This is a genomic window from Thermovenabulum sp., assembly GCF_049701175.1.
Taxonomy (GTDB): domain Bacteria; phylum Bacillota; class Thermosediminibacteria; order Thermosediminibacterales; family Thermosediminibacteraceae; genus Thermovenabulum.
Genome location: NZ_JBNATW010000007.1, coordinates 26,136 through 50,771, shown reverse-complemented (window position 1 = coordinate 50,771; position 24,636 = coordinate 26,136). Strand labels below are relative to the sequence as shown.

The 24,636-nt window shown below is 39.1% G+C and carries 21 protein-coding genes and 4 pseudogenes; 9 read left to right on the top strand and 16 right to left on the bottom strand.

The window, feature by feature from the left end; genetic code table 11:
• Positions 1-54: 54 nt before the first annotated feature.
• Entirely contained in the window at positions 55-1,404 is a 1,350-nt protein-coding gene (locus ACPLVF_RS03825) for an HD domain-containing protein (RefSeq protein WP_424906499.1), read from the bottom strand.
• 629 nt (positions 1,405-2,033) lie between these two features.
• Between ACPLVF_RS03825 and yedE the strand changes: the two genes are divergently transcribed.
• The 3 genes from yedE to ACPLVF_RS03810 all read left to right on the top strand — a co-directional run bounded on the left by yedE (position 2,034) and on the right by ACPLVF_RS03810 (position 6,630).
• Positions 2,034-3,080, top strand: coding sequence for a YedE family putative selenium transporter (gene yedE / locus ACPLVF_RS03820; RefSeq protein ID WP_424906498.1), 1,047 nt, complete (start codon positions 2,034-2,036; stop codon positions 3,078-3,080).
• Between the two features lie 24 nt (positions 3,081-3,104).
• Positions 3,105-3,320 (top strand): sulfurtransferase TusA family protein, encoded by a 216-nt coding sequence (locus ACPLVF_RS03815; protein ID WP_424906497.1) that lies wholly within the window; start codon positions 3,105-3,107, stop codon positions 3,318-3,320.
• Positions 3,321-3,528: 208 nt separating this feature from the next.
• Positions 3,529-6,630 carry a hypothetical protein gene (locus ACPLVF_RS03810; RefSeq protein ID WP_424906496.1) on the top strand — a complete coding sequence of 1,034 codons (3,102 nt, stop codon included), beginning with the start codon at positions 3,529-3,531 and terminating at the stop codon, positions 6,628-6,630.
• A gap of 23 nt (positions 6,631-6,653) precedes the next feature.
• Here ACPLVF_RS03810 and ACPLVF_RS03805 read toward each other — a convergent pair whose 3' ends face one another.
• Entirely contained in the window at positions 6,654-7,481 is an 828-nt protein-coding gene (locus ACPLVF_RS03805) for a DegV family protein (protein WP_424906495.1), read from the bottom strand.
• 385 nt (positions 7,482-7,866) lie between these two features.
• Between ACPLVF_RS03805 and ACPLVF_RS03800 the strand changes: the two genes are divergently transcribed.
• The 4 genes and pseudogenes from ACPLVF_RS03800 to ACPLVF_RS03785 all read left to right on the top strand — a co-directional run.
• Entirely contained in the window at positions 7,867-9,051 is a 1,185-nt protein-coding gene (locus ACPLVF_RS03800) for a hypothetical protein (RefSeq protein ID WP_424906494.1), read from the top strand.
• Positions 9,052-9,054: 3 nt separating this feature from the next.
• Positions 9,055-10,059 carry an asparaginase gene (locus ACPLVF_RS03795; RefSeq protein WP_424906493.1) on the top strand — a complete coding sequence of 335 codons (1,005 nt, stop codon included), beginning with the start codon at positions 9,055-9,057 and terminating at the stop codon, positions 10,057-10,059.
• A 103-nt stretch (positions 10,060-10,162) separates the two neighbouring features.
• On the top strand, positions 10,163-11,365 hold the full coding sequence (locus tag ACPLVF_RS03790; protein WP_424906492.1) for a dicarboxylate/amino acid:cation symporter: 1,203 nt from the start codon (positions 10,163-10,165) through the stop codon (positions 11,363-11,365).
• Positions 11,366-11,485: 120 nt separating this feature from the next.
• Positions 11,486-11,611, top strand: a pseudogene (locus ACPLVF_RS03785) (DUF2935 domain-containing protein); the annotation flags it as partial.
• A 34-nt stretch (positions 11,612-11,645) separates the two neighbouring features.
• On the opposite strand, the gene ACPLVF_RS03780 reads toward ACPLVF_RS03785, so the two are convergent.
• The 8 genes and pseudogenes from ACPLVF_RS03780 to ACPLVF_RS03745 all read right to left on the bottom strand — a co-directional run bounded on the left by ACPLVF_RS03780 (position 11,646) and on the right by ACPLVF_RS03745 (position 18,677).
• Complete coding sequence (locus tag ACPLVF_RS03780) at positions 11,646-12,311, bottom strand: YczE/YyaS/YitT family protein (protein WP_424906491.1); 666 nt, start codon at positions 12,309-12,311, stop codon at positions 11,646-11,648.
• Positions 12,312-12,520: 209 nt separating this feature from the next.
• Positions 12,521-12,957, bottom strand: a pseudogene (locus tag ACPLVF_RS03775) (IS110 family transposase); the annotation flags it as partial.
• Positions 12,958-13,009: 52 nt separating this feature from the next.
• Positions 13,010-13,741 (bottom strand): 2Fe-2S iron-sulfur cluster-binding protein, encoded by a 732-nt coding sequence (locus tag ACPLVF_RS03770; protein ID WP_424906490.1) that lies wholly within the window; start codon positions 13,739-13,741, stop codon positions 13,010-13,012.
• Positions 13,738-15,555: an NADH-quinone oxidoreductase subunit NuoF gene (nuoF, locus tag ACPLVF_RS03765; protein ID WP_424906489.1), complete on the bottom strand. Its 1,818-nt coding sequence runs from the start codon at positions 15,553-15,555 to the stop codon at positions 13,738-13,740. The genes ACPLVF_RS03770 and nuoF overlap by 4 nt, the downstream gene beginning before the upstream one ends.
• Positions 15,548-16,018: an NADH-quinone oxidoreductase subunit NuoE gene (nuoE, locus tag ACPLVF_RS03760; protein ID WP_424906488.1), complete on the bottom strand. Its 471-nt coding sequence runs from the start codon at positions 16,016-16,018 to the stop codon at positions 15,548-15,550. The genes nuoF and nuoE overlap by 8 nt, the downstream gene beginning before the upstream one ends.
• Positions 16,019-16,053: 35 nt before the next feature.
• Positions 16,054-16,323, bottom strand: a complete 270-nt coding sequence (locus ACPLVF_RS03755) for a ubiquitin-like small modifier protein 1 (RefSeq protein WP_424906487.1) — start codon at positions 16,321-16,323, stop codon at positions 16,054-16,056.
• A 69-nt stretch (positions 16,324-16,392) separates the two neighbouring features.
• Complete coding sequence (locus ACPLVF_RS03750; protein WP_424906486.1) at positions 16,393-18,198, bottom strand: aldehyde ferredoxin oxidoreductase family protein; 1,806 nt, start codon at positions 18,196-18,198, stop codon at positions 16,393-16,395.
• Complete coding sequence (locus ACPLVF_RS03745; protein WP_424906485.1) at positions 18,198-18,677, bottom strand: 4Fe-4S dicluster domain-containing protein; 480 nt, start codon at positions 18,675-18,677, stop codon at positions 18,198-18,200. The genes ACPLVF_RS03750 and ACPLVF_RS03745 overlap by 1 nt, the downstream gene beginning before the upstream one ends.
• Positions 18,678-19,019: 342 nt before the next feature.
• Between ACPLVF_RS03745 and ACPLVF_RS03740 the strand changes: the two genes are divergently transcribed.
• Positions 19,020-19,499, top strand: a complete 480-nt coding sequence (locus ACPLVF_RS03740; RefSeq protein ID WP_424906484.1) for a QueT transporter family protein — start codon at positions 19,020-19,022, stop codon at positions 19,497-19,499.
• Positions 19,492-19,896 carry a preQ(1) synthase gene (gene queF, locus ACPLVF_RS03735; RefSeq protein WP_424906483.1) on the top strand — a complete coding sequence of 135 codons (405 nt, stop codon included), beginning with the start codon at positions 19,492-19,494 and terminating at the stop codon, positions 19,894-19,896. The genes ACPLVF_RS03740 and queF overlap by 8 nt, the downstream gene beginning before the upstream one ends.
• Here queF and ACPLVF_RS03730 read toward each other — a convergent pair.
• The 6 genes and pseudogenes from ACPLVF_RS03730 to ACPLVF_RS03705 all read right to left on the bottom strand — a co-directional run bounded on the left by ACPLVF_RS03730 (position 19,886) and on the right by ACPLVF_RS03705 (position 24,608).
• Positions 19,886-20,793, bottom strand: a pseudogene (locus tag ACPLVF_RS03730) (lipoate--protein ligase). The gene queF and the pseudogene ACPLVF_RS03730 overlap by 11 nt on opposite strands.
• A gap of 160 nt (positions 20,794-20,953) precedes the next feature.
• The gene (gene lpdA, locus ACPLVF_RS03725; protein WP_424906482.1) at positions 20,954-22,330 is read right to left on the bottom strand and encodes a dihydrolipoyl dehydrogenase; all 1,377 of its coding nucleotides are present in this window, start codon (positions 22,328-22,330) and stop codon (positions 20,954-20,956) included.
• Between the two features lie 75 nt (positions 22,331-22,405).
• A complete protein-coding gene (locus ACPLVF_RS03720; protein WP_424906481.1) occupies positions 22,406-23,029 on the bottom strand; it encodes a 2-oxo acid dehydrogenase subunit E2 in 624 nt (207 codons plus the stop codon).
• Positions 22,983-23,258: an E3 binding domain-containing protein gene (locus tag ACPLVF_RS03715; protein WP_424906538.1), complete on the bottom strand. Its 276-nt coding sequence runs from the start codon at positions 23,256-23,258 to the stop codon at positions 22,983-22,985. Before ACPLVF_RS03715 ends, ACPLVF_RS03720 begins: the two co-directional genes overlap by 47 nt.
• Positions 23,259-23,363: 105 nt before the next feature.
• A pseudogene (locus tag ACPLVF_RS03710) lies at positions 23,364-23,537 on the bottom strand (lipoyl domain-containing protein); the annotation flags it as partial.
• A 51-nt stretch (positions 23,538-23,588) separates the two neighbouring features.
• Positions 23,589-24,608, bottom strand: a complete 1,020-nt coding sequence (locus tag ACPLVF_RS03705) for an alpha-ketoacid dehydrogenase subunit beta (RefSeq protein ID WP_424906480.1) — start codon at positions 24,606-24,608, stop codon at positions 23,589-23,591.
• Between the last annotated feature and the right edge of the window lie 28 nt (positions 24,609-24,636).

Below are 24,636 nucleotides of genomic sequence, written 5' to 3'. Positions count from 1 at the left end.
AAAGTAGAGTATAAAATCGGCTTTTTATAAAATTTTATCAATACAAGTTTGACTTTACAATGGTCTTTTTGTCTGATAATAACCTGTGTAAATATCCATTTCAAACTCTTGGTTATAATCCGGAAAATTGCTTTCTTCTTTTACAAATATTTTTGTGCCGTCTATCTTCATAGAAGCTTTTGAGCCTCTTCTCGTAATTCCAGCAGAGAGCCCGTCTATTAATCTAAAAAATCTGTACATCGGCAAAAGGTATTCAGGAAAACCCTTAGGCAATTCGCTTTCCTCATGATGGTGAAACTTTATTAGATTATATACCTTTTCATCAATATTATATAAAGCCTTGCTCAATTCTGCACTGCGGAAGGCATGAAGATATCCTTTTTCAAAGACTTCTTTGGGATTTACTATATCTCCTATTTTCAAACTCGGTTGGACTTTTCCTATATCATGCAGAATTGTCGACTGTACAATTGTATTTTTGTCCATACCAGGGAGTTCCAACAATCCTTGATTTAAAGCATCAGCTATCAATTTTAACATATTTATCACATGTTTAAAACATCCCTCTTTTATGACACCAGTTATTTTTATCATTCCTGATTTTTCATCGTACTGATCAATATATTCAACTATGGACTTTAACCTTGCTTCAATTCGTTGATCAGGAAGCATCATTGTAAAAGCAACTTCAACTTCATGTTGGCTGGACCTTAATTTTTCTACCATATTGTATTCATTACTTATATCAGTAAATGTAACTAAAAAACCCTCTTTTACAGGTGTTGAGCAAATACGATAAAATTTCCCTTCTTTATACTTTACTACCTCTGCTTGTTCCCTATTAAATATTTTTACAAACTCTTTTGAATCTTTATATTTCCCCGAAATAATATCATTAGCAATCTTGTTTGAAATAAGTATATTACCGTTATTAGATATTAATGTAATACCTATAGGGAATACATCCATCATGTCATTTATCAGACATTCAACATCAGTCCTTTTTTTCCTCTCCTCATCATGCAAATTAGCAAGTCGAGTAATTACTATTTCAGGAGAAATTTTTCTCCTGATACCGTCCTTTCCTCTTGTTAAAATTGGTATCCTACCATGCTTCCTTATCTTAACTATGATATCATGTAAATCCTCTTCAATTGATTCCGCCATCTCTTCTTCTTTTATAGGTCTTGCAATTTCCTCTGCTTTTACCCTTAAATCCTCACCACCTGAAATCAGCAATTTAACAATGTCTTTCCAGTCGATATACCCAAGAATTTCGTTTCCTCTATTTACAACAACTATACTGCTGTCGTTTTCAAGAAGGGTTTTTGCAACCTCCACCAAATTTGCTTCTGCAGGCACAGAAGGCAAGGTAGAAAATTGTTCCATAAAATTTTCTTTCATTTTATCACTCCTAATTTTACAATTTTGAACCTTTTACTTTAAAATTTTAGCACGTTTTATTGATTATGGTATATAAATAATAAAAAAAACTCGGGTTCGCAATTTGCCCCCGAGGTAGCAGCAATATTCTTAAATCTAAAAAATAACAGTAAATTTTAATTTCATAATTTAATTCAATAAAAATTATTGACATAAAATGACTTTAGTTGTATAATTTTTTTTAAGAAAAGTTAATATATTTAAAATTGTGTTAAAAAGGGAGCTTTACGACCTCCCTTTCCACATAAGGCCTCAGCAGCCCCCTATCCCCCCATCTTCAGCTGAGGCCTCTTTTATTTTATTTTAATAATATAAAAAACCACCATTTAATAATATAGCAAATTATGGTATTATTTTCAAGATATTTTTTATATTTTTATTTATTTCTTTTTATTTTATATATTTATTATTTGAAATATTTTTTATTCCTATTTGATTTATGTGCCATAACTATTTTTCAATATATAATGTTTGTTAGCTATTTTTGTTCTCTATTGATATACTCCTTTCCATCACTTTTTCCAATCCTTACACTTACTAAGATCTGATAAAATTTGATAGGAATAATATTTCATTAGGAGGTGTTCTTTTTGAGCCAGAATAAATTGGTTATTCTTTCGGGTATAATCGTTGGAGCCCTTTCAGTCCTTTTAATAATTTTGGGCAATCCCGCAAACATGGGTATATGTGTGGCATGTTTCATCAGGGATATAGCTGGCGGATTGGGACTCCACAGGGCAGAATTGGTTCAATATCTAAGACCCGAAATACCGGGTTTTATACTCGGTTCTTTTATTGTCTCATCACTTACCGGGGAATTTAGGGCTCGAGGCGGTTCTGCACCCCTTACAAGATTCCTGATAGGCTTTTTTGTGATGATCGGTGCTATGGTATTCTTAGGCTGTCCATTGCGGATGGTGCTCCGCCTTTCTGCCGGTGATTTAAACGCTTTAGTGGCATTCATTGGTTTTGCTGCAGGTATTTACTATGGATTGATTTTTATAAAAAAAGGTTTTACCTTGGGACGCAGCAATAAAATCGAAAAGGTTAACGGATATATCATGCCTGCATTCGCCATTTTCTTATTGATTCTAGTCCTTGCAGCACCCAAATTCATCTTTTTCAGCGCAAAAGGACCGGGTTCGATGAGAGCTCCCTTCCTTATTTCCCTTGCTGCAGGCTTGATAGTAGGAATCTTAGCTCAAAGATCAAGACTTTGCATGGCTGGAGGAATAAGGGACATATACCTTTTAAAGGATTTTCACCTTTTTTCAGGTTTCATCGCTATATTTGTCACGGCATTGATATTAAACCTCATTACAGGAAAGTTTAAGCTTGGCTTTGCCAATCAGCCCATTGCTCACACAATGGCGATTTGGAACTTCTTAGGTATGTTCCTTGCGGGCTTGGGCTCAACTTTACTTGGAGGATGCCCTTTAAGGCAGTGTATAATGTCGGGGGAAGGCGATACCGATGCGGGAATAGCCTTTTTCGGTATGCTTGTGGGAGCAGCTTTTGCACATAACTTTGGAATTGCTGCATCACCGGCAGGAGTTTCCATCAACGGCCAAATTGCAGTAATAACGGGGATTATTGTTCTAACCGCTATTGCCCTTTTAAACGTGGAAAAGGATTAAAATTTGAAAGGAGAGGAAAATTTTATGGAAAAATCTATTGATGTCCACGGTCTTTCCTGCCCGTTACCGGTGGTTCAGACAAAAAAGGCTTTAGAAACATTGAATAATGGCGACACATTAGAAGTTATTGTTGACAACCCTACATCTATTGAAAATATATCACGCTTTGCAAAAAATGCAGGATACAAAGTTGAAAAATCCGAATCAAAAGGGATTACAGTATTGAAGATATATAAATAATGACATTGAATAAATTGGCAACTTGATATAAGCTTGTTATTTATAAAAAGACCGCTTTTAGTTTTTGTACTAAAAAAGCGGTCTTTTTTTAGGGAATTAAATATTATTGACTTAATAGGACTTTAATAATATAATTTTTTAAAGAAATTTTTAAATTTTTTATTATATTTCGATTTAATAATACAGCAAATAAAAGGCGGTGGATACTTTGAATAAAAAAATCATTTTTATTACAATGATTTTACTAATAATTCTTTTATTATCTCCCATTTTTATATATTACGTAAAACCCACAACTTACCTCAACGTTTGGATAATCGACAAAACCGTTCCAACAACAGATTTTAGAGAACACAAAGGGCTTATATGGGTGTTAAACAATATGAAAATAAAAAATAAAATCACGCTAAAAGATTTCGATTACAAAAAAGATTATTTCGGATTCTACCCCGGAAAAGACGGTTATAAAATTTTTGAAATGCAAATAAACAATCCCGATTTTATTTATATCGCGGACACCTACGGGGTTTATACAGACGATTTTAATAAAGAAAATATTGAAGGGACAAAGTCAAGTCTAATTTACGGAGGGCTCACAGAAGATGAACTTTTTAAAATTAAATCTTACCTAAATAATGGAAGAATAATAGTTGCAGAATTTAATACTATTGAATACCCTACGAATGAAAAAGTAAGAAAAGATATGGAAGATATATTTGGTTTTACTTGGAGCGGATGGAGCGGTCGTTATTTTTATGATCTTTCTAAAAATGTTGAAGTACCCATATGGGTAATTGATTCTTACGAAAAGCAGTACAACCAGAAATGGGAATTTAAAGGCAGCGGCTTTGTCTTTATTTCTAAGGATAACGATATTATTGTCCTCGATAAAAATGATTTTACAGAGAAAAAGATTTTTGTAGATTTTGAAGATAAATATTTAAAAGAGTTTAAAGTTAAAGACAAGGTAAATTACAATTACTGGTTTGAAATAATACAACCGAGAGATGTCGAAATAATTGCCAATTTCGTTTTAAACGTAACAGAGAAAGGTAAAGAAAAGTTAAAAAAATATGATTTAAAACCTGTATTCCCGGCTATTATAAGAAACAAAAACACAGATTACACTTCTTACTACTTTGCCGGCGACTTTGCAGATGTAAAAAATATCCCACCTTTTTATAAAATGGTAGGGATAGATTTTTTGTCGCCTGAAAGCTTTTTTTGGAAGGTTCACGTTCCCATGATGAAAAAGATAATAAGTGATATTAAAAGCTTTAGAGAATATGTAGCAGGTGATAATTTATATAATTTTAATGGAATTAAACTGGTTTCAAGAATAAAAGACTCAAGTTTTGAAATATATAAAAACGGCGCTTGGCAGAAACTTTTTATAAAAGGCGTAAACATGAGTTTTGCAACTCCTGGGAAATGGTTTACTCAAATGCCTGAAAATGAGATAGAATATTTGAGATGGTTTGATTTAATTGGAAAGATGAACGCGAATACCATACGCGTTTACACATTGATTCACCCCGCATTTTATAAAGCTTTAAAAACCTATAACGAAATCCATAAGGATAATCCCCTTTATTTAATACAGGAAATATGGCCTGATGAAAACCCAAAGGACCACAATTATCTTGACAAAGAAAACCTTGACAATTTCATAAAAGAAATAGAATACGTTATAGATGCTGTACATGGAAATGCAAATATACCCGAAAGAAAAGGAAAATCATACGGTATTTACAATGCAGATGTTTCCCAATGGACAATCGCATACCTTGTAGGGAGAGAATTAGAACCTGAAGAAGTTATCAGTACAAACGAAAAGAACAAAGGATTCAATTTCAAAGGAGAATATATATCATCGACAAAAGGTCAAGCAACAGAGGCGTGGCTTGCCAAAAGCTGCGATTATGTAATGAAATACGAAAGTGAAAAATATCAAATGCAGCATCCTGTTGCTATAGTCAGTTGGCCAACCTTAGACCCTATAGTTCACAGGTCTGAGTTTAATTTCGAGGGTAAAAAAGAGTTAGAATACAACGATAAAGTATCTATTGATATAAACAATTTTGATTTAGGAGAAAAAAATGTAGCCGGATTTTTCGGGGCATATCACATATATCCGAATTACCCTGATTTTATGAATAATGAAGAGCATTATAAGGAATACAAGGATGAACAGGGTAGGTTCATGTACGGCGGGTATTTAAAAGAATTTATCAGCCAGCATAAAAAATTTCCTGCTCTTGTAGCAGAGTTCGGGCTTGCTACCGGTATGGGAAATGCTCATACCAATCCCGACGGATACAATCACGGAGGACTTGATGAGATAAAGCAGGGAGAAGGTATAGTTAGAATGATGAAAGCCATCAAAAGGGAAGGATATTTAGGCGGGATAATTTTTGAATGGATGGATGAATGGGCAAAGAAGACGTGGATTACCGAGCCTTTTATGATTCCCTATGAAAGGCATGTTCTCTGGCACAATGCTATTGATCCGGAACAAAATTACGGCATTCTTTCCAACGAAAGCATTAAGCCTGAAACGCCAGAATTTGCACTGAAGGACGATGGAATAGTAAAAAGTATTGAGCTTTCAAGTGACGAAACTTACCTTTATATAGATATGGAATACGATAAAAATGTAGGAATTGACGACAAAGAAGTCATCATAGGAATAGACACTTATGATAGGAATAAAGGTGATTTTAAATATGATGAAAACTCTAATATAAAAGCCCCTTCCGGAATAGAATTTGTTATTAAGATAAAAAACAAGGAAGCTAAGATACTTGCTCATCCTGATTACAATATCGGCGATATGAAATTTTCTTCAAAGAAAACGGAAAAGGGTGTATTTAAAGAAATAAGACCTATAATCAACAAAGAGAGAATCACCATGGATGGAAAAATAATACCTGAAATCAGGCAGGACGGAAGCACTATAAATTACGGAGATTTCAGCGATTCAAACCACGGTTTTTATATTGACGACAAAATCCACCTTCGAATTCCGTGGGCAAGGCTCAATATTACAGACCCATCCAGTCACCTTGTTTTAGATGACGACAGAATTTTTCCCTATTACCCTGAAAGGGACACCTTTAAAGTGGTAAAAACAGAAGGTTTTGTAATAAGCGGTATAGTTAAAACCGGAAAAAATATAATAGATGTTTTCCCAGGAAAAGAAAAAATTGAAATGGTAACTTATAAATGGAAAGGCTGGGAAAATCCGGTATACAGGGAAAGGTTAAAGAAAAGCTATGAAATATTAAAATTTTATTTTGAGAAAATATAAATCCCCCAAACGGGGGACTATTTTTATCCGAAGGATATAATCATACCGCCTTTACCTGCATATGTCCCCATGGTATACCCCATAGGTCCTACTATAATCTCTTTGGGATTAAATCTTTCCTCTATTACCTCTATTAGGAAATTCGCGTCTTCTTCATTATCTAAATGAGTAATGCCAAAGATTTTTTCGGAAAAGTCCTTACCCCTTTCCGATATAACTTCTACCGCTCTCATAAGAAATCTCTTTTTACCTCTTACCTTTTCAAGAATTTCTACTGCCCCTTCCACCGCATGCAAAATCACTTTAATATCAAGGACCTTTGCCAAAGAGCCCTGGAATCTGCTCAACCTTCCGCCCTTTACTATGTTTTCCAGAGTATCCAAAAGGATTAGTATGCTCATTTCTCTTTTTACAGCATCCAGTCTTTTTATAACTTCGTCAATACTTAACCCTTCAGCCGCCCATTTAGCCGCTTTAATTACCTGGATTCCCTGGCCAAGAGAACCTGCAAGGGTATCGAATACCTCTACCTTTTCCCCCAGCATGTTTTTTGCAACACAGGCTGATTGGAAAGTGCCGCTTAGCTTTGAAGAGAGTGTAAAGCAAAGCACCTGTCCTTTTTTCGATAGTTCCTGAAATACATTAAAAAAGTTATAGGGTGAGGGCTGGGATGTTACCGAAAGTTCCCGGGAACTTAACATCTTTTGTTGAAATTCCAGTGGCGAAAGGTCAACTCCTTCCCTGTACTCCACTCCATTAATTTTCACCGTCAAAGGCACAACATGAATATTATGCTCCTTTAAAATCTCCAATGGAAGGTCTGCTGCACTATCGGTTACAATATGAATCATATAAAATACCCCTTTATTTTAATTTAAATTATCTTTATTTATAATTAGATTATCACAAAATTAAGACAATTTTTCAATAAATTTTTACAATAACTTATAACAATTTTAGCACGAAAATAGTATAAAACTAAAAAAAGAATACACGTTAAAAACACTTTCAAGAATTATAAAGTTTAGCATCCATGCTGTTTCCATATTAAGGTAATATAGTTGCGTTTTGCTAAACATGTATGGTTACCATAAAATAACTCCTCGTGAATGGTCAAATAATTAAAATTTAAAAAATAAAAAAGATTAAAGAAGGAAATATTATTTTTATGTAGAATTTTTTAAATAACAGAATTTTTGTAAATTCCTATAAAACAAAAAGTAAATGGAGAGTGCTATGAAAAAATTCAATATAAGTTTTTCAAAAAATTCTAAAGGCATTTTGGGCATTTCTGGTCATGTAGGTGTGGGGCATGTTCACAGCCACAGTGGATTTGTACAGGATGATTCTGCAGGTTTTGCGGTAGTAGCTTCCATATTAAAAAAAGCGTTACCCGTTGATACTGCAATTTCAAAAGTAACGGCTAATGTTATAACCGGAGAAATATTAGTCCAAACTAACGGTGGAGGAATTGGGAAGGCACTTCCGCGCCGCGGTATTGCTCCTTTTGAAGCTGAATTAATGATTGAACGTGCAATAGGGCTTAATGCTGTTTTTTCCCAGGCAGCGGCAGTGAAGGTTTTTGGGCGTATTTACGGACAGGGGGTCAGCGAAACGGCAACGGCATTTCAAGGAGCCTGTGCGCTTGCAGCGCTGGACACTTTTGTTAAGGCAGCTCCGGGAAAATTCAAGGTGATGACAGAAAAACTTCCCGATAAGCTTGATACTGCTGCCGCTACGGTCATTGATGTGGAGGGTATACCGATTTCAATCATGCTTGTAATTAATTTTACCGAAGGTGGAATAGGCCCTGACGAAGATTACGAAGGAAATACCATGTGGGCGGATAAAGGAAGGATAATGAAAGAGGTAGGGCTTGACAAGATACCTACCGTTGTTGTTGAAAGTAAGGCTTATATACCTTCAATGGCTGAAAATGTTGATGTGGAGAAAATTTATATTCGTGCCCAGGAAAATATTGACGATATGAATTTGGGTGAGCACTTAGTAAATGCTGCAAAACAAAATAATATACCTTATCATTTCAGTAAAACTGCCATGCCATTGCTTCCCGGGTCCCTCCAAAAAGCTACGATAGAATTAGCAGACAGAATTATTGCTCTTGCCCGGGAGCTTAAAAAAGTAGATAGTGCAATAGATAAAGTACAAATTATTGCAGAACTTGTAAGGTTGGTAAGCGAAGATGCCGGCGGAATAACCTTTATGAGTAACAGTTTACATGATAAGGTACGGGGTGCGGGTCTTGTTCCCGGAACGGGTGCAGTTATTTCTATGATAGTTTCTAAAAAATATATAGATTTTATGAAAATTCCAATACTTACAATGGAAGATGTAGATAAATATATTACTGTTATTTTAGAAGGACTATTAAATTATGCTAAAAGAAATGGAGAGTGCTAAAAAATGAAAAAAATATTATTGCTTTCTACAGGTGGAACCATAGCATCAGCTTCCGGAGAGGATGGATTGGTTCCTAAGTTGAGCGGGGAGCAGATGATAAAACTTATTCCAGAACTGGAAGGAATATGTGACATTGATTGCAGGGAAATAATGAATTTTGACAGCACGAATATTCAGCCGGAAGAATGGGTAATTATTGGCCGTGAGGTATTTGAAGGTCTTAAAAAATATGATGGTGTAGTCATTACTCACGGAACAGATACAATGGCTTACAGTGCCTCCGCTTTAACTTTTATGTTGCGCAACTTGAACAAACCCGTAATTTTTACCGGCTCGCAACTTCCAATTGAACACCCACAAACGGATGGGAAGAGAAATATTCTTGACGCTTTTAAATTAGCCGTATCCGGTTTGGCCGGGGTATTCATAGTGTTTGACGGTAAAATTATTAAAGGTGTACGCTCATCAAAAGTAAGAACCCTCGGTTTTGATGCCTTTAAGAGCATTAATTATCCGTATGTTGGCCGTGTTGAAAATGGAAACGTGATTATTGAACATGGTATTGATAAAATGCCTGAAGGGCAGGTAGAACTGGATGATAAATTTGATCCAAGGATTTTACTTTTAAAGTTAATTCCTGGTTTTATGCCTGAGGTTATTCCTGCAGTTTTAAAACTGGGATTAAGGGGGTTGATTATCGAAGGGTTTGGATTGGGTGGAGTACCGAACTTCAGACGGAACCTTATTCCTGAAATAGAAAAAGCATTAAAAGAGGGAATTGCGGTTGTTGTAACCACTCAATGCTTGCTTGACGGCAGTGATTTGACTGTTTACGAAGTAGGGGTAAAAGCTTTAAAAGCAGGTGTGATTCCGGCTTACGACATGACTACCGAAGCTATTACAACAAAGCTTATGTGGGCTTTGGGCCATACGGACAAATTGGAAGAGGTCAGAAAAATTATGATGACAAACTATGCTGGGGAATTTAGTATAATTAAAAACCACTGAAAATCGTATTAATAAAAAAGGAAAGGACTTTTGTGTAAATACAAAAAATTAAAGGGGGTATTTTTATGGGGTAGAACAGACTTTAAAACTTGGTAAAAGGCCTTTGTACGCCCTGATAGCGGTTTTTATAGGTGCTATTGCAGGGTGGTTAGTAGGTCCGGGTGTCTCGGTTTTAAAACCATTAGGTGATATTTTTATTGCGCTTTTGAAGTTTATTGTAGGACCGCTGATTTTTGTTTCTATTGCAACAGCTGTAACTACGGTGCAAAGTTTTAAAAGACTGGGGAAAATCTTCGGCGGATTTTTGGTTTACTGGTTTATCTTTGGACTTATTGCAGCAATTATAGGTTATACTATGGCAAATATCATGAAACCCGGTGTAGGCGTTCAATTGGGAGCAAAGGAAATACAATTGGCTCAAGTTTCTGCTGCTCAGGTATTAATGAGCTTTATACCTAATAACCCCGTGAGAGCATTTTTAGAACTTAACACTATGCAGATTATTATCTGTGCTTTGTTAACCGGGTTTGCTATTGCTTTTTTGAACAATGTGGCTCCTGAAGAACACAATTTCCTTAAAAAACTGTTTGAATCTTTACAGGCATTGATATATAAAATTGTAGACTTTATTTTATGGTATGCTCCGATAGGAATCTTTGCATTGATGGCGAATCTGGTAGGTACGGTTGGAACCATGGGGTTAGCATCCCTTGGTAAAATGGTATTCACCCAATGGGTAGCGTATTTTGTAATGCTGTTAGTTATTCATCCTCTGTTTATGATGCTGGTTTTAGGGGTAAATCCTTTAATATTCTGGAAAAAAGTATATCCCGCAATGCTCACTGCCTTTGTTACACAAAGTAGCTCGGCTACATTACCAATTACTTTAAGGGTTACAAAGACTCTGGGCGTTCCGGGAGATGCTGCGGATGTAATTATACCGCTTGCCGCTACCATCAACATGCAGGCGGTGGCTGCTGAAATGCCAATATATGCGGTATGGGTAGCCCAAATGCATGGAGCTAATTTAACGGCAGCTCACGTTGCGGTGGCTTTGATGATGGGAGTATTCGGTGCTGCAGCGTGTGCCGGTGTTCCGGGTGGAGGTATAATGATCGCTGCTTTAACGTTACAGACCCTGGGACTGCCTTTAGACCCGGTAGGTTGGATAGCAGGTATTTACGTAGTTATTGATATGTTCAACACAATGCTTAACGTTACCGGCGATCCACTGGGTGTTATGACCGTTTCGAAATTTGTGCTGAAAGAATTCGATAAGCAAAAATTCCAGGCTCCTCCCGAATAATCTGGATCTTATTTAATCTGGATCTTATTATAAAAATAAAGTGTTAAAAAAAATCTTTTTCAGTTTATGCCGGAGTCATGATAGCTACTGAATTGACTCAGGCGGAAGCAGAAACAGAATATTGCAGAACATTCTAAATTTATCCGTGGACTTTTTGATCCCACAGAAAATGAACTTTTTAATATTGCAAATAATTTTGGGAATGAATTTGATCAATTAACGGAAGAAGCGATGGCGGCTTTGGATATAATATTTTGCTCTCAGTATAGAGAGCATTTTTTTATGATTTATTAATCTCTCTTAGTGTAGTAAAACATTGCTTGATTGTGTTTTCAAAAGTCTCATGTTTGACTTTTGTAGCATCGAACTTAAAAATTTTGAAAGTCATCTGGATAAATAACCCAATTAAAAGGGCAAATAACACCGTTCCAATTCCAATCATTCCACCGAGCTTCCAACCGGTTAATGCTACAATTAGCTCTATAAGTCCACGGCAAAAACCTATGGGATAACCTGTTTTGCGGGAAAGGGCTACCATCAAGCTATCCCTTGGCCCAGCTCCAAAAGCTGATTGAATGTATAAATAAGTAGAGAATGAAAAAATAATCATTCCAATTATTAACATAATTATTCCTGTAATGAAATTATTTGCAACCGGGATTATTCTGAGATTTAGTATAAAATCTAAAAACATTCCAATTAAAATCATATTTAAAAGTGTACCAAGGCCTACCTTTTCTCCCAAAAGGATTATTAATAATAAAATTAATATTCCGGTTGCAATAGAAGCGTTACCAATACTTATCCTCAGGGTACTTGCCAATCCTGCATGAAAAACATCCCACGGAGAAAATCCTATGCGAGCATTTATTGTAAAGGCTATTCCTAACGCACAAAAGAAAAGCCCTGTTAATAATTTTATTAATCGAAAGTAAAATTGCTTCATTTTTGGTTCCTTTCTTTATTGTTTTAGGTAGATATTGAAGTAATGTTGAATATATTATATTTTCTCCGCAGGATAAGGTTTTGTCAAGAAAAATAATATATGAGCTTTTTGCTTTGTAGCATTTTAAAATTTTTAGCACGAAAATAATATAAAACTAAAAAGGAATACACATTGACAATTGATAATACAAAGTAAATGGAAAACTTATCTTCATAAGCCGGAATTCCATCTAACTGCTCAATTTGTCTGTGGAGGCCTCCATAGGTTTCGTCTAAATGTTTATGTTCTATTATCACTCTTCCCGATACGCCAAATATATCTGTCATAAAATTGGGTAGCTTAAAACCGCAGCTTTAGAGGTGTTTTTCTATACGGTTCTGTTGGGAGGATAGTTCTTCCACTATACTTCTTCGGTATATTGTAAGATCCCTTAATTCTCTTATTGACTTTGATGTAATGAAACCACCATTTAAAAGTCCGGCTCTTAACAGGATCGCAATCCATTTCTGTATTTTTCATGTCGTTTTTTTTTGCAAGGAACATTTTTCATATGTCTTGAATTTGCAACTATTAGCACTATAGTGCAGTTAAATGCGCTTTCAAGAATTATGAAGTTTAGCATCCATGCTGTTTCCATATTAAGGTAATATAGTTGCGTTTTGCTAAACATATATGGTTACCAATAGGGCGGTGTAATTTTAGAAAACCAATTTTTGAGCAGTAGATTTTTTTCGGCATTTCTCACAAAGAAGTTCTCCTGCCTCTATGCCGTGTTTTTTCTTTAAAAATTCATATTGTTCGCGGGTCATAAAATACTTACCGCAAACATCACATTTTATAAGCTCAAAGGTTTTGTCCCAAATAATCCTTTTGCCCTCAGATTCCGTTAAAGCTATGGCTCCCGTAGGACAAACCTCGGAACACGCACCGCACCCGATACAGTCTTCGGGAGGTTCTTCAAAAGGAGGAGATATCTTCTTTTTTATCCCTCTTTCTACCGACGATATTGCATAAACGCCCAACGCCTCGCATGTCCTCACACAAAGTCCGCAAAGTATGCACTTTTCTCCTTCATTTATCTTAAACCTGTTTTCTTCAGGAATTCCGTATTCTTCTTTAAGTTTTCTTATATTTTCGCTTTCCGGTGCCCTTGCCGCAAGAAGCCTTATTATGTTTTTCCTCATTCTTCTTATTTTGTCCGAATTGGTTACCACTTCTATTTCACTAGTAATGGGGTAAAGGCAGGATACAACTACCTTCTTTTTCCCTCCTTCAATCACTTCTACTATGCACAGCCTGCAGCTTCCCTGTCCCGGAAGCGCATCCGAATGGCATAAGGTAGGTATGTATATGCCGTTTCTTTTTGCTACATCAAGGATGTATTCCCCGTAATCTGCTTCGCACTCTTTACCGTCAATCTTTATTTTCATCCTTCCCGCCTCCCCAAAACTTCAACCGCATTAAACCTGCAGGCTTCTTTGCAAGCCCCGCAAACTATACACTTTGCAGTATCTATGACATAAGGGCTTTTGGGCTTGCCCGATATAGCACCAGTTGGGCATTTTTTTGCACATACCCCGCATCTTCTGCAAAGCTCAGGGTTAATCCGGTATGAAGTAAGATTTTTGCATACACCTGCAGGACACCGCTTTTCTCTTATGTGGGCCAAATATTCATCTTTAAAGTATTTTATAGTGGTAAGCACCGGGTTTGGAGCTGTTTTTCCAAGGCCGCAAAGGGATGCCTCCTTTACCGTTTCTGAGAGCTCAAGCAAAAGTTCTATATCCCCTTCCTTCCCCCTCCCGGCACAAATATCTTCAAGTATCTCAAGCATCCTCCTTATGCCTTCACGGCAGGGCGTGCACTTGCCGCAGGATTCTTCGGAAAGGAATTTCAGATAATATCGGGCAACCTCCACCATACAGGTGGATTCGTCCATTACTATCATTCCGCCTGAGCCCATCATGGAACCGGCTTTATCGAGGGAATCGAAATCAACGGGAAGATCCAGTAGTTCTTCCGGAATACAACCGCCCGACGGTCCTCCCGTTTGGACCGCTTTGAACCTTTTTCCCCCTGTTATGCCTCCCCCTATTTCAAAGATAATTTCCCTCAAGGTGGTGCCCATGGGTACTTCAATAAGGCCCGTGTTTTTGACCTTCCCCACAAGGGAAAATACCTTTGTGCCCTTGCTTTTTTCCGTACCTATTGAAGCGAACCATTCTGCTCCTTTTTCTATTATTACAGGCACATTCGCCCATGTCTCTACGTTGTTTAATACCGTAGGCTGTCCCCAGAGCCCCTTTTCTGTTGAACGAATGTATTTTACCCTTGGTTCTCCCACTTTCCCCTCTATGGAAGCCATAAGTGCTGTGGACTCGCCGCAGACGAAAGCGCCTCCGCCCCTTACCACCTCGATATCCAGGTTAAAACCGCTGCCCAATATATTCCGCCCTAAAAAACCCCTTTCGTATGCGTCCTTTATAGCCCTCGACACATTCTTAACAGCGAGGGCATACTCGTCCCTTATGTATACAAAACCCTTTTCGGCCCCTACAGCATAAGCTCCTATTATCATTCCTTCAATGATGCTGTGAGGGTCTCCTTCCATGATGCTCCTGTCCATAAAAGCCCCGGGATCTCCCTCATCCCCGTTGCAGGCTATAAACTTTGGAAAGCTGTTTATTTTTCTTGCCTGTTTCCACTTGTAACCTGTGGGAAATCCCGCTCCGCCCCGTCCCCTTAGGCCCGAACGCTCGATTTCGGATATGATTACCTCAGGAGTCATCTCAAATAACGCCTTTTTTAAGGACTTATATCCGCCCCTCTCTATATAGTCGTCAATACTTCCCGGGTCAATCTGGCCAATATTTCGTAGGGCTATTTTAAGCTGCCTTTTAAAAAACTCACTGTCTTTATGGGACCTAACCCTTCTGCCCGTGGCAGTGTCTAAATAAAGCAGCCTTTCTATGACCTCGCCTTTTAAAAGGGTCTTTTCAAAAATCTCGTCCACATCTTCCACCTTAACCTTGCAGTAAAAGATCTCCTCGGGCAGGATGTTGACTATAGGGCCTTTTTCGCAGAGCCCATTGCAGCCGGTAGTTTTTAGAACCGGTATGATTTGAAAGGCATGTCCATAATCTTCAACCTTTTTCTTGAGTCTGTCATAAATTTGCATGCTGTTGTTCGCCAAACACCCTGTCCCGCAACATATCAAAACCGTCCTTTTTGCATTTTCAGACATTTTCATCACCGCTTTTTTCGGCATATTCGGCCAATATTTCCCTTACTAAAGATGGATTAAGGTTGCCGTAATATTTATCATTGATCACCATCACGGGAGCAATAGCGCACGACCCAAGGCAATTCACCGTTTCTAAGGAAAATTTTCCGTCCTTTGTCACCTCACCGGGAGAAAGGGAAAGTAGTCTTTTAATCTCCTCAAGAAGGTTCATGGAACCCCTTATGTGACAGGCTGTACCATCGCACACCCTGATTATGTACTTTCCCTTGGGTTTTAAGCTCAAGGCCTTGTAAAAGGTGGCCATGCTGTAAAGGCTACTTAAAGGCACATTTAGATAATCCCTCACCTCAATTAGCGCTTCCCTCGGCAAATAGTTATATGTCCTCTGTATGTCCTGCAGGATGGCAAGCAGGAACCTCTGTTCCTTTGGATATTTTTCTAAGATTGACCTAACAAGAATCATAAAATCACCTTCTTTCAAAATAAAAGGCCTTTTAACTATCCGCCGGCAACTACCGGAAAAAGGCTTATTTCATCTTCATCCTTTAATTTTGTGTCTAAATTCTCAAGGTGGACTATATTCCTTCCATTAACAAGAACGATTATTCTACTGCTCAGGTTTTCACCTTCGAAAACTTCCTTTGCAAATTTTCCACCATAAATCTCAGAAAGCCTCTTTAAAAGTTCTCTTACGGTCTCGCAATTTTTCACCTCTATTTCCTTAGTCTTTGTATAATCCCTAAGGTAAGCAAAAAATTTTACCTTCATATCCATTACCCCAAAATTTTTTTTCAATGCTGCAGGCCCCTTTATATTTGGGGCCTGCAGCAAAAAGTTTTATTTTATGTCAAGCTCTTTCAGCTTTTCTTCAGTGGGTACTCCGTCTTCATCCCAACCTCTTACTTCGTAGTATTCTTTTAACATTACGTCAAGTTCCACTACCTTGCCTTTGGCGGGACCTACTTTCAAAGGCTCGGTCAGAAGTCTTGGAGGCAGTGTATCATCGGCTTTTGTAAAGCCCGCACTTAGATTGAACATTCTTTCTAAGTTCCAAATCCTCTCGCCAATCTTCATCACTTCTTCATCGGTATAATCCCAGCCGATGGCTGCCTTCAGCATTGCCGAAATTTCAGGAAGCCCTATGGCAAAGGTAGTAAAAAGACATATATTTGCTGAGTCCACTACTGCAGTCAAATCCTGGAAGGTCTTTAACCATTTTGCTTTATCCGTAGTTACCAAGGGGTCTAACTTAACGGGTATGCCCAAAATTTCCGGGGAGGTCATATAGCCCCTTACATGGCAGCCACCACGGTTAGAAGTAGCGTATTCCAATCCCATTCCCTGCACTCCCCTTGCATCGTAGGCAGGCATCTCCTGTTTCTTAACCGACATGGAAAGCTCGGGATGCCCATAAGAGGATGCTAACCTATAAGACCCCTGTGCTAATTTGTCTCCAAATCCTTCCCTTAGTCCTGCCATTCGTGTAAGTTCTACAAGGGCATCTGCGTCACCAAAAGGCGCTTTAAAACCTATTTCCTCTTTTGTTATTATACCTTTTTCATACATTTCCATCGTGCACGCGATGGTGCACCCCATGGTAATGGGGTCAATGCCGAGCTCGTTGCAGATGAAGTTAGCCTTGGAAACTGCTGCAAGGTCCCTCACACCGCAGTTGGCACCCAAAGCCCAGCCCGCTTCGTATTCAGGCCCTTCACCGAAGCCTTTGTACTTGCCTTCCGGAATCCTTGTAATCCTTCCGCAGCCTATAGGGCAGCCAAAGCAAGCCTTGTTTTTAACCAGGTATTTTTCCCTCAATGCTTCTCCGCTTATTTCCTCAGCATATTCGAAGTATCCACCATCCCTCCAATTTCTGGTTGGAAGTGCTCCTGCTTGGTTTAAAATGTTGATAAGGATTTCGGTCCCGTAAGTAGGAAGACCTGTACCCGTAACCGGATGTTCCTTCAACTTCTTTATTGCATCTTTGCATGCCTTTATAAAGGCATCGGGGTCAGCAACTTCGATGGAGCGGCTACCCCTTACAACTACTGCCTTCAGGTTCTTAGAACCCATCACAGCGCCCATGCCCGAACGTCCTGCTGCCCTGTGTTTGTCATTCATAACCGTTGCAAAGAGCACCAGTTTTTCGCCACCAGGCCCTATGCATGCTACTCTTGCATCTTCAGCCGTTTCCTTTAAAAGTTCATCGGTGGTTTCAAAGGTGTTTTTCCCCCAAAGGTGTTCGGCGGACCTCAGTTCAATTTTATCGTCATTTACCCAAAGGTACACCGGTTTTTCTGCCTTTCCTTCAAATATAATTCCATCATATCCCGCAAACTTAAGTTCAGGCCCAAAATGCCCTCCAGAGTTTGCCGCACCTATTGTGCCCGTAAGGGGAGCCTTTGCCACAACCTCATACCTGCCCGAACATGCAGCCAATGTGCCCGTAAGCGGGCCTGTCATAAATATAAGCTTGTTTTCCGGGCTTAAAGGATCAACTTTGGGATCTACCTCATCCATTATTATTTTAGTCCCGAGTCCTCTCCCTCCCAAATACATATATGCATCCTTCATGTTCAAACTTTCTATCTTAATGCTTTTATCGGTTAGGTTCACCCTGATTATCTTACCGGTCCATCCAAACATTACTCATTCACCTCCCCCAATAGTTCTTTAAACTTCCCGGCAATAGCCTTCTTCCTTGATATAACGTTTGGGGAAGCCTCTTTAAATTCAATTGCTCCCGTTGGACAGTAGTCCGCACATTTGGGCTCACCACCGCAAAGGTCGCATTTTACTATTTTGCCCTCCGCAGTGCTGAAGGTTATGTTGCCAAGAGGACATGCAGCTATGCACAGTTTGCACCCGATACATTTTTGATGATTAATGATAACCGTGCCATCTTGATTCCTTGTAATGGCTGAGGTGGGGCATACCTTCATACAGGATGGCTCTTCGCACTGCATGCACATCATTGGGACAGAAACGGCAGCTTCATCAAAGGAGAACACGGACACCCGTGAGCATTTGGGATTAAAGGCCCGAATTTTGCTGAAAGAACATACCAGCTCGCAGGTCCTGCAGCCTATGCACTTTTCAGGGGACAGCATAAGCACCCTTTTCATAACGGCTCTGGCTTCCAGGCTGCCCTGGCGCCAGGCAACACCTCCTTTTAAATTTTTTTATTAGTTTTGAGTTGCTAAAAATTTATTAAAATTGTTTCGATCTCCCTTTTATATATTCAACAAAAATTTTAAAGTTCCTTCAAATAAATTTTAAAATTATCAATTTATTTAAGATTTTAAAAAGCCATTTTTTGTAAAATAAAAAAGCAGGGTAAAACCTGCTTTAAACATAAGGAAAATTTTTTCATTGCTCTTAAATACAGGAATTGATATAATGTAAAAAGCAAGCAAAGCTTGCCCGGGTCGCAGCCACCCCGGTTAAAAAAACAAGGAGGTCTTTATATGTCCAAAAAAATTAAAGACATAGCTCAAATTTCACTGGTTGCCTGCCTTTACGCTGTGCTGACCCTTATTTTTTCATCGATTTCCTACCTTCCCGCTCAATTTAGAATGGGAGAAATAATTAAACCCATTTCCACCTTTCAAAAAAAATTTGCCATATCCATGATGATAGGAAATTTCCTGTCAAATCTTTTCAGCCCTTTTGCCGGTCCCATGGAACTTATATTTATGCCTTTAAGCAATCTGATAGGCTGTCTTTTAGGCTATTATATTGGTAAATTTTTTAACAGATTTTTAGGCTCAATTTTTATAGCTATATGGATATCTGCTTCTGTAGCCCTCACCTTAAAAGTTGCTGCAAATTTCCCCTTTATTCAAACCTTTACCAGTGTTTCAATTGCTGAAACAATTTTAATGTCAGCAGGATATTTTATTCTTTTATTGATATTTAAAAAAGGAGGCATGAAAATAGATGGATAAATACAGCGAAAAAAGGTTTGATATTTACGGATATGAAAAAATCGATACTCAGGTTTTAGAAGCCATAAATTACGAATATCCCGGAAGAGATACCCTTGTAGAATACTACACCGAAGAATTTTCCTCTGTTTGCCCGTGGACCGGATTGCCGGACAATGCTAAGTTAACGATAAAATATATACCCAATGAAAAATTGGTGGAATTAAAGTCTTTAAAATACTATCTCACCTCTTACCGCAACATAGGTATACTTCAAGAACATGCAGTAAACAGGATATTAGACGATTTAGTAAAGCTTCTTAAGCCAAAGTATATGGAAATTACAGGAGAATTCTTGGCAAGGGGCGGCATATCCACAAGGGTTACGGCTAAATACGATGAAAATATTACAATATAACGCTCAACAATTCTTCTAAATTTATACCACCGAAATATTCCTTTAAATTTAATTTATTTAGGGCTTCCCGTATGTCTTCTTCCCTGTAGCGGAGGCCCTTTAATTTTTCTTCTATTTCAGACACATCCCTCATGCTTAAAAAGTCCCCGTAAAACTTTATGTCTGTGATACGTCCATCCCTTACATTTATCCTTACTTCAATTTCCCCTGCATCAAAGCGCTGGGATTTTATCAGGTCAAACTCGGGAGATGTACCGAAATTCCACTCCCAAGTAGCGTATTTTTCATCCCTTAAACGGTTTATTCTTTCTAAATCTTCAGGAGTAAGGCTGTATTCGATTAAGGGATGTTGGCAACCCTGCTTTTAACGGACTTTACACCCTTTGACGCAATCTTTTGGGGTTTCACGTTCAGAGCCTGAGAAAGCTTCGTCAAATCCGAATTAAAAAGAAGCGTTCCGTGATGCAGCAACCTTTTTTTGTAAAGGTACTGCGCATTGCCCGAAATCTTTTTTCCATCAATGGTAATATCGTTTCTTCCGGTGAATTCGGCTTTTATGCCGAGTTTTTCTAAAGCTTTAACAACAGCCATTGCAAACCTTTCTATGCTGTTGAAATATTCGGGCCGGTAATCCACTACATAGGTAAAATTCACATTGCCTAAGTCGTGATAAACAGCACCGCCTCCTGAAAGCCTCCTCACAACCGAGATGTTGTTTTCTCTAACGTATTCCAAGTTTACCTCTTCAATGGCGTTTTGATTTTTGCCTATCACCACAGTGGGGCGGTTCTGCCATAAAATGAAGTATTCCTTTGTAGGATCCATAGACTTTATCACATACTCTTCAAGAGCCATATTAAAATAAGGGTCGTTTGAGTCATTTCTTATGTAAAGCAAAATTTTTCCCCCTTTTTAGTGTGATGCTTTTTTCATACTCCCTTTTTTAATATATTTTCTGTTTTTAAATAATGCTAACTCATAAGTTACTAACCTTAGAGTTAGTAACCTATGAGTTAGCTAATAAAAATAACTCAATAATCTAAAATAAAAAGGTATACTATGAATGTATGCTTAGCCCGTGGACTGCTTCCGCTGCCTCCAATATAGCTTCAGAAAGGGTAGGATGGGCGTGAATACAAGCCGCCAGCTCCTTGACTTTAATTCCCTGTGTTACAGCCAAGGCTCCCTCCATAATAAGCTCCGTAGCATGGGGACCCATAATGTGTACCCCTAGAACACGATCATTGGAGGAATCAGCTACTATCTTCACCATACCCTCCGTTTCTCCACTTGCCACTGCTTTACCACTGGCCAAAAAGAAAAACTTGCCTACTTTTACCTTAAATCCACGCCTTTCTGCCTCCTCTTGAGTAAGTCCAACAGAAGCAATCTCCGGAGAAGTAAAAATGCAATTAGGTACAACATCATAATTAATCTTTGTTGGATTTCCAAGTATTGTTTGTACAGCTGCTATACCCTGTGCCGAAGCCACATGGGCCAATTGAATTTTATTAGTTATATCTCCTATGGCATATACACCATCAACATTGGTACGCATATAATCATCTACCACGATTTCACCTTTGGGTCCCATGGTAACTCCGATTTTTTCCAGACCCAGTCCTTTAGTATTAAACTTCCTCCCAATGGAAACAAGAACCTTATTAGCAGCAAGAATTTCTCCGCTGGACAAAATTACCTTAACCTGCTCACCTTCCTCTTCCACTGCTGTAACCTGTGATTGTGTTTTTATCTCTACACAGGCTTTTTTTAGCAGCATCTGGTAGCGCCGGGATAACTCACTGTCGATCATCGGCAAAATAGAAGGCATAAGTTCCACTATAGTTACTTTAACACCTAAGGTGTTAAATAAAGTTGCAAATTCACACCCAATTACACCGCCACCGATCACAATTATACTTTCAGGGAGGCTATCCCAAGCAAGAGCTTCAGTACTTGTGACTACACTTCTGCCATTATAACAAATACCGGGAAACATTGCCGGTTCTGATCCAGTAGCAATGATTATATTATTAGCCTCTATTTCCTGGACTCCATTTAGACCTGTGACTTCTATCCGGTGTGGGCCAGTTATGTATCCTTTGCCAATGAAAAGATCAACTTTATTCTTTTTAAATAAATAGCTAATACCCTGCTGCAGTTGTTTTACCACCACGTCTTTTCGAGAAACCAAACGCTTATAATCAACCTGATACCCTTGTATTTTTATGCCAAATAAATCCGCTCTCTTTATAGTTTCTACTACGGACGCCCCTGCCAAAAGTGCCTTAGTCGGGATGCACCCATGGTTTAAACAGGTACCACCTAATGCATCTCGTTCGATTACCGCTACCTTTGCCCCTAACTGTGCTGCCCGGATAGCTGCTACATAACCTCCGGGACCTGCTCCCAGAATAGCTATTTCATACTTCATTGAAACCACTCCTCTTGTCTTTTTTTTTCGTATACTCTAAAAGGGCAGCGCCCATGCACTGCCCTTTTGCTATTACTACTCCAAGAGCGCTTCAGGTTGAGAAAGAAGTTCTGCCAGCCGAGCTAAGAATCTGGCAGCAGGTGCACCGTTTATTACCTGGTGATCTACAGTAAGACTAAGAGTCATAAATTGTGCGGAGCGGACGTTTCCATTCTCAAGGACTGGTCGTTCCACTATTCTTCCAATCCCAAGAATTGCAGATTGTTTTGGATATAGCACAGGGGTAAAGTAGTCAATACCGTAAGTACCCAGATTTGTAACCGTAAAGGTACCCCCTTGTAGCTCTTCTGGTTTTACAATACCTTGCAGAACTGCATCAGTAAGCCGGCGTCTCTCAACAGCCATTTCATTAAGATTGAGTCTATGAGCATTTTTGATTACGGGCACTAAAAGTTCATCGCCGCGGGCTACAGCAAATCCCAAGTGGACTTCTGCAGGCAGTATCATATCGTCTCCATCAATAATGGCCTGCATTTCAGGATTTTCTAAAATCGCCCGAACCACTGCTTTATGTATAAGAGCCGTCATGGTAACGGGCGAACCTTTTTGTTTAAGATCCATCCGGACTTTCATTAAAGCGCTTACGTCAACCTCACGTCCCAATGTAAACTGTGCAGTTTCTCGCAGGCTCTGTAACATCCTCGCACCGACCAAACGTTGGGTAGGAGTGAGTGGTACCTTTTTTTGCTTTTATATCTGCCCTATCAGAACGTTGAGCAAATTTCTTAACATCCTCCTCAGTAATACGACCGCCCGGGCCGGTTCCCGGTACTGCCTCCAGAGGAATTCCCAATTCACGGGCAAGCTTGCGAGCTGCAGGGGTAGCTCTTAAATCGCCTGGCCTGTTACTGGTGTCCTGGGGATCCACTGGAGTACTCCCGGATCTCTGCTCCGTCTCGCCGTGGACGTGGGTCGTTTCCGTGGTCTCTTGTTCGATTAAGCAGAGCGGTTGCCCAACCTTGACAACGTGACCTTGAGGGCATAGGATTTTTGTTAGTATGCCGCTCACTGGAGCCTGGACTTCCACAACTACTTTTTCAAATTGTACTTCCAACAGCAATTCGCCTGCCTGCACCGGCTGTCCCTCGTCCTTAAACCAATTCACCACAAACCCTTCTATTCCACTTGATGCTACGTCGTCAGGCATGCGAAATTCGTATGGCATAAGATATCACTCCTCACGCTTTGAAATCTCATTTTATGACCTGAGCAACTCCTTAACTGCATCCACAATTTTAGAACTTGAAGGTAATACAAACTGTTCCAAAGGACGAGAATACGGGATAGGCACGTCCGGCACTGCTAAGCGTTTGACAGGCGCTTCTAAGTAGTCAAAAGCATGCTCAACTACAGTTGCGGCAACTTCCCCGCTCATACCATAGCTCAAGTAGTCTTCATCCACTACCAATACCCTACGGGTCTTTTTTGCAGAATTTATTATGGCTTCACGGTCTAACGGCACCAATGTCCTGAGGTCCAAAACCTCAACGCTTATACCTTCTTTTTCCAGTTCTTTAGCCGCCTCTAATGCTTGATAGACGCCCATAGACACGCTGATTATCGAAACATCTTTTCCTTCCCGTTTTACATCTGCTTTACCAAACGGGATCGTATAAGGCTCCTCAGGGACAGGACCAGTGCTGTCCTTTATAAGGGTCATCCAACCCAGACCCAGTAACCCCTTGTGGAACATATATAGAACAGGATTGTCATCCCGTATGGCTGAAATCATCAGACCTTTGGCGTCATAGGGAGTGGAAGGCACAACCACTTTGAGCCCAGGCAAGTGAGCAAAAGTTCCCCAAAGGCACTGGGAATGCTGTCCTGCATCGTTGTAACCACCACCCACTGCAGTCATGAGCACCAAAGGTATTCGGACGTTTCCACCTGAAAAGTAAGTGTTTTTGGCAATGTGATTATAAATCTGATCCATACATACGCCGAAGAAGTCTACGAACATTAATTCTACTATAGGGCGCATACCTTCCATGGCAGCTCCCAAAGCAGCACCAATAAAACCTGTCTCGGAAATGGGCGTATCGATAACTCTCTCCGGCCCAAATTTTTCATATAGTCCAGCTGTGGCACTGAATATGCCTCCATATACACCTACATCCTCGCCCATTACAAATACTCTCGGGTCTCTTTCCATCTCCAAACTAATGGCCTCAGCAATTGCTTTTGCCATTGTAAGCTTTCGCGTGGTTATCGCAGACATAATTTTCTCCTCCTTTAAATACTATTCA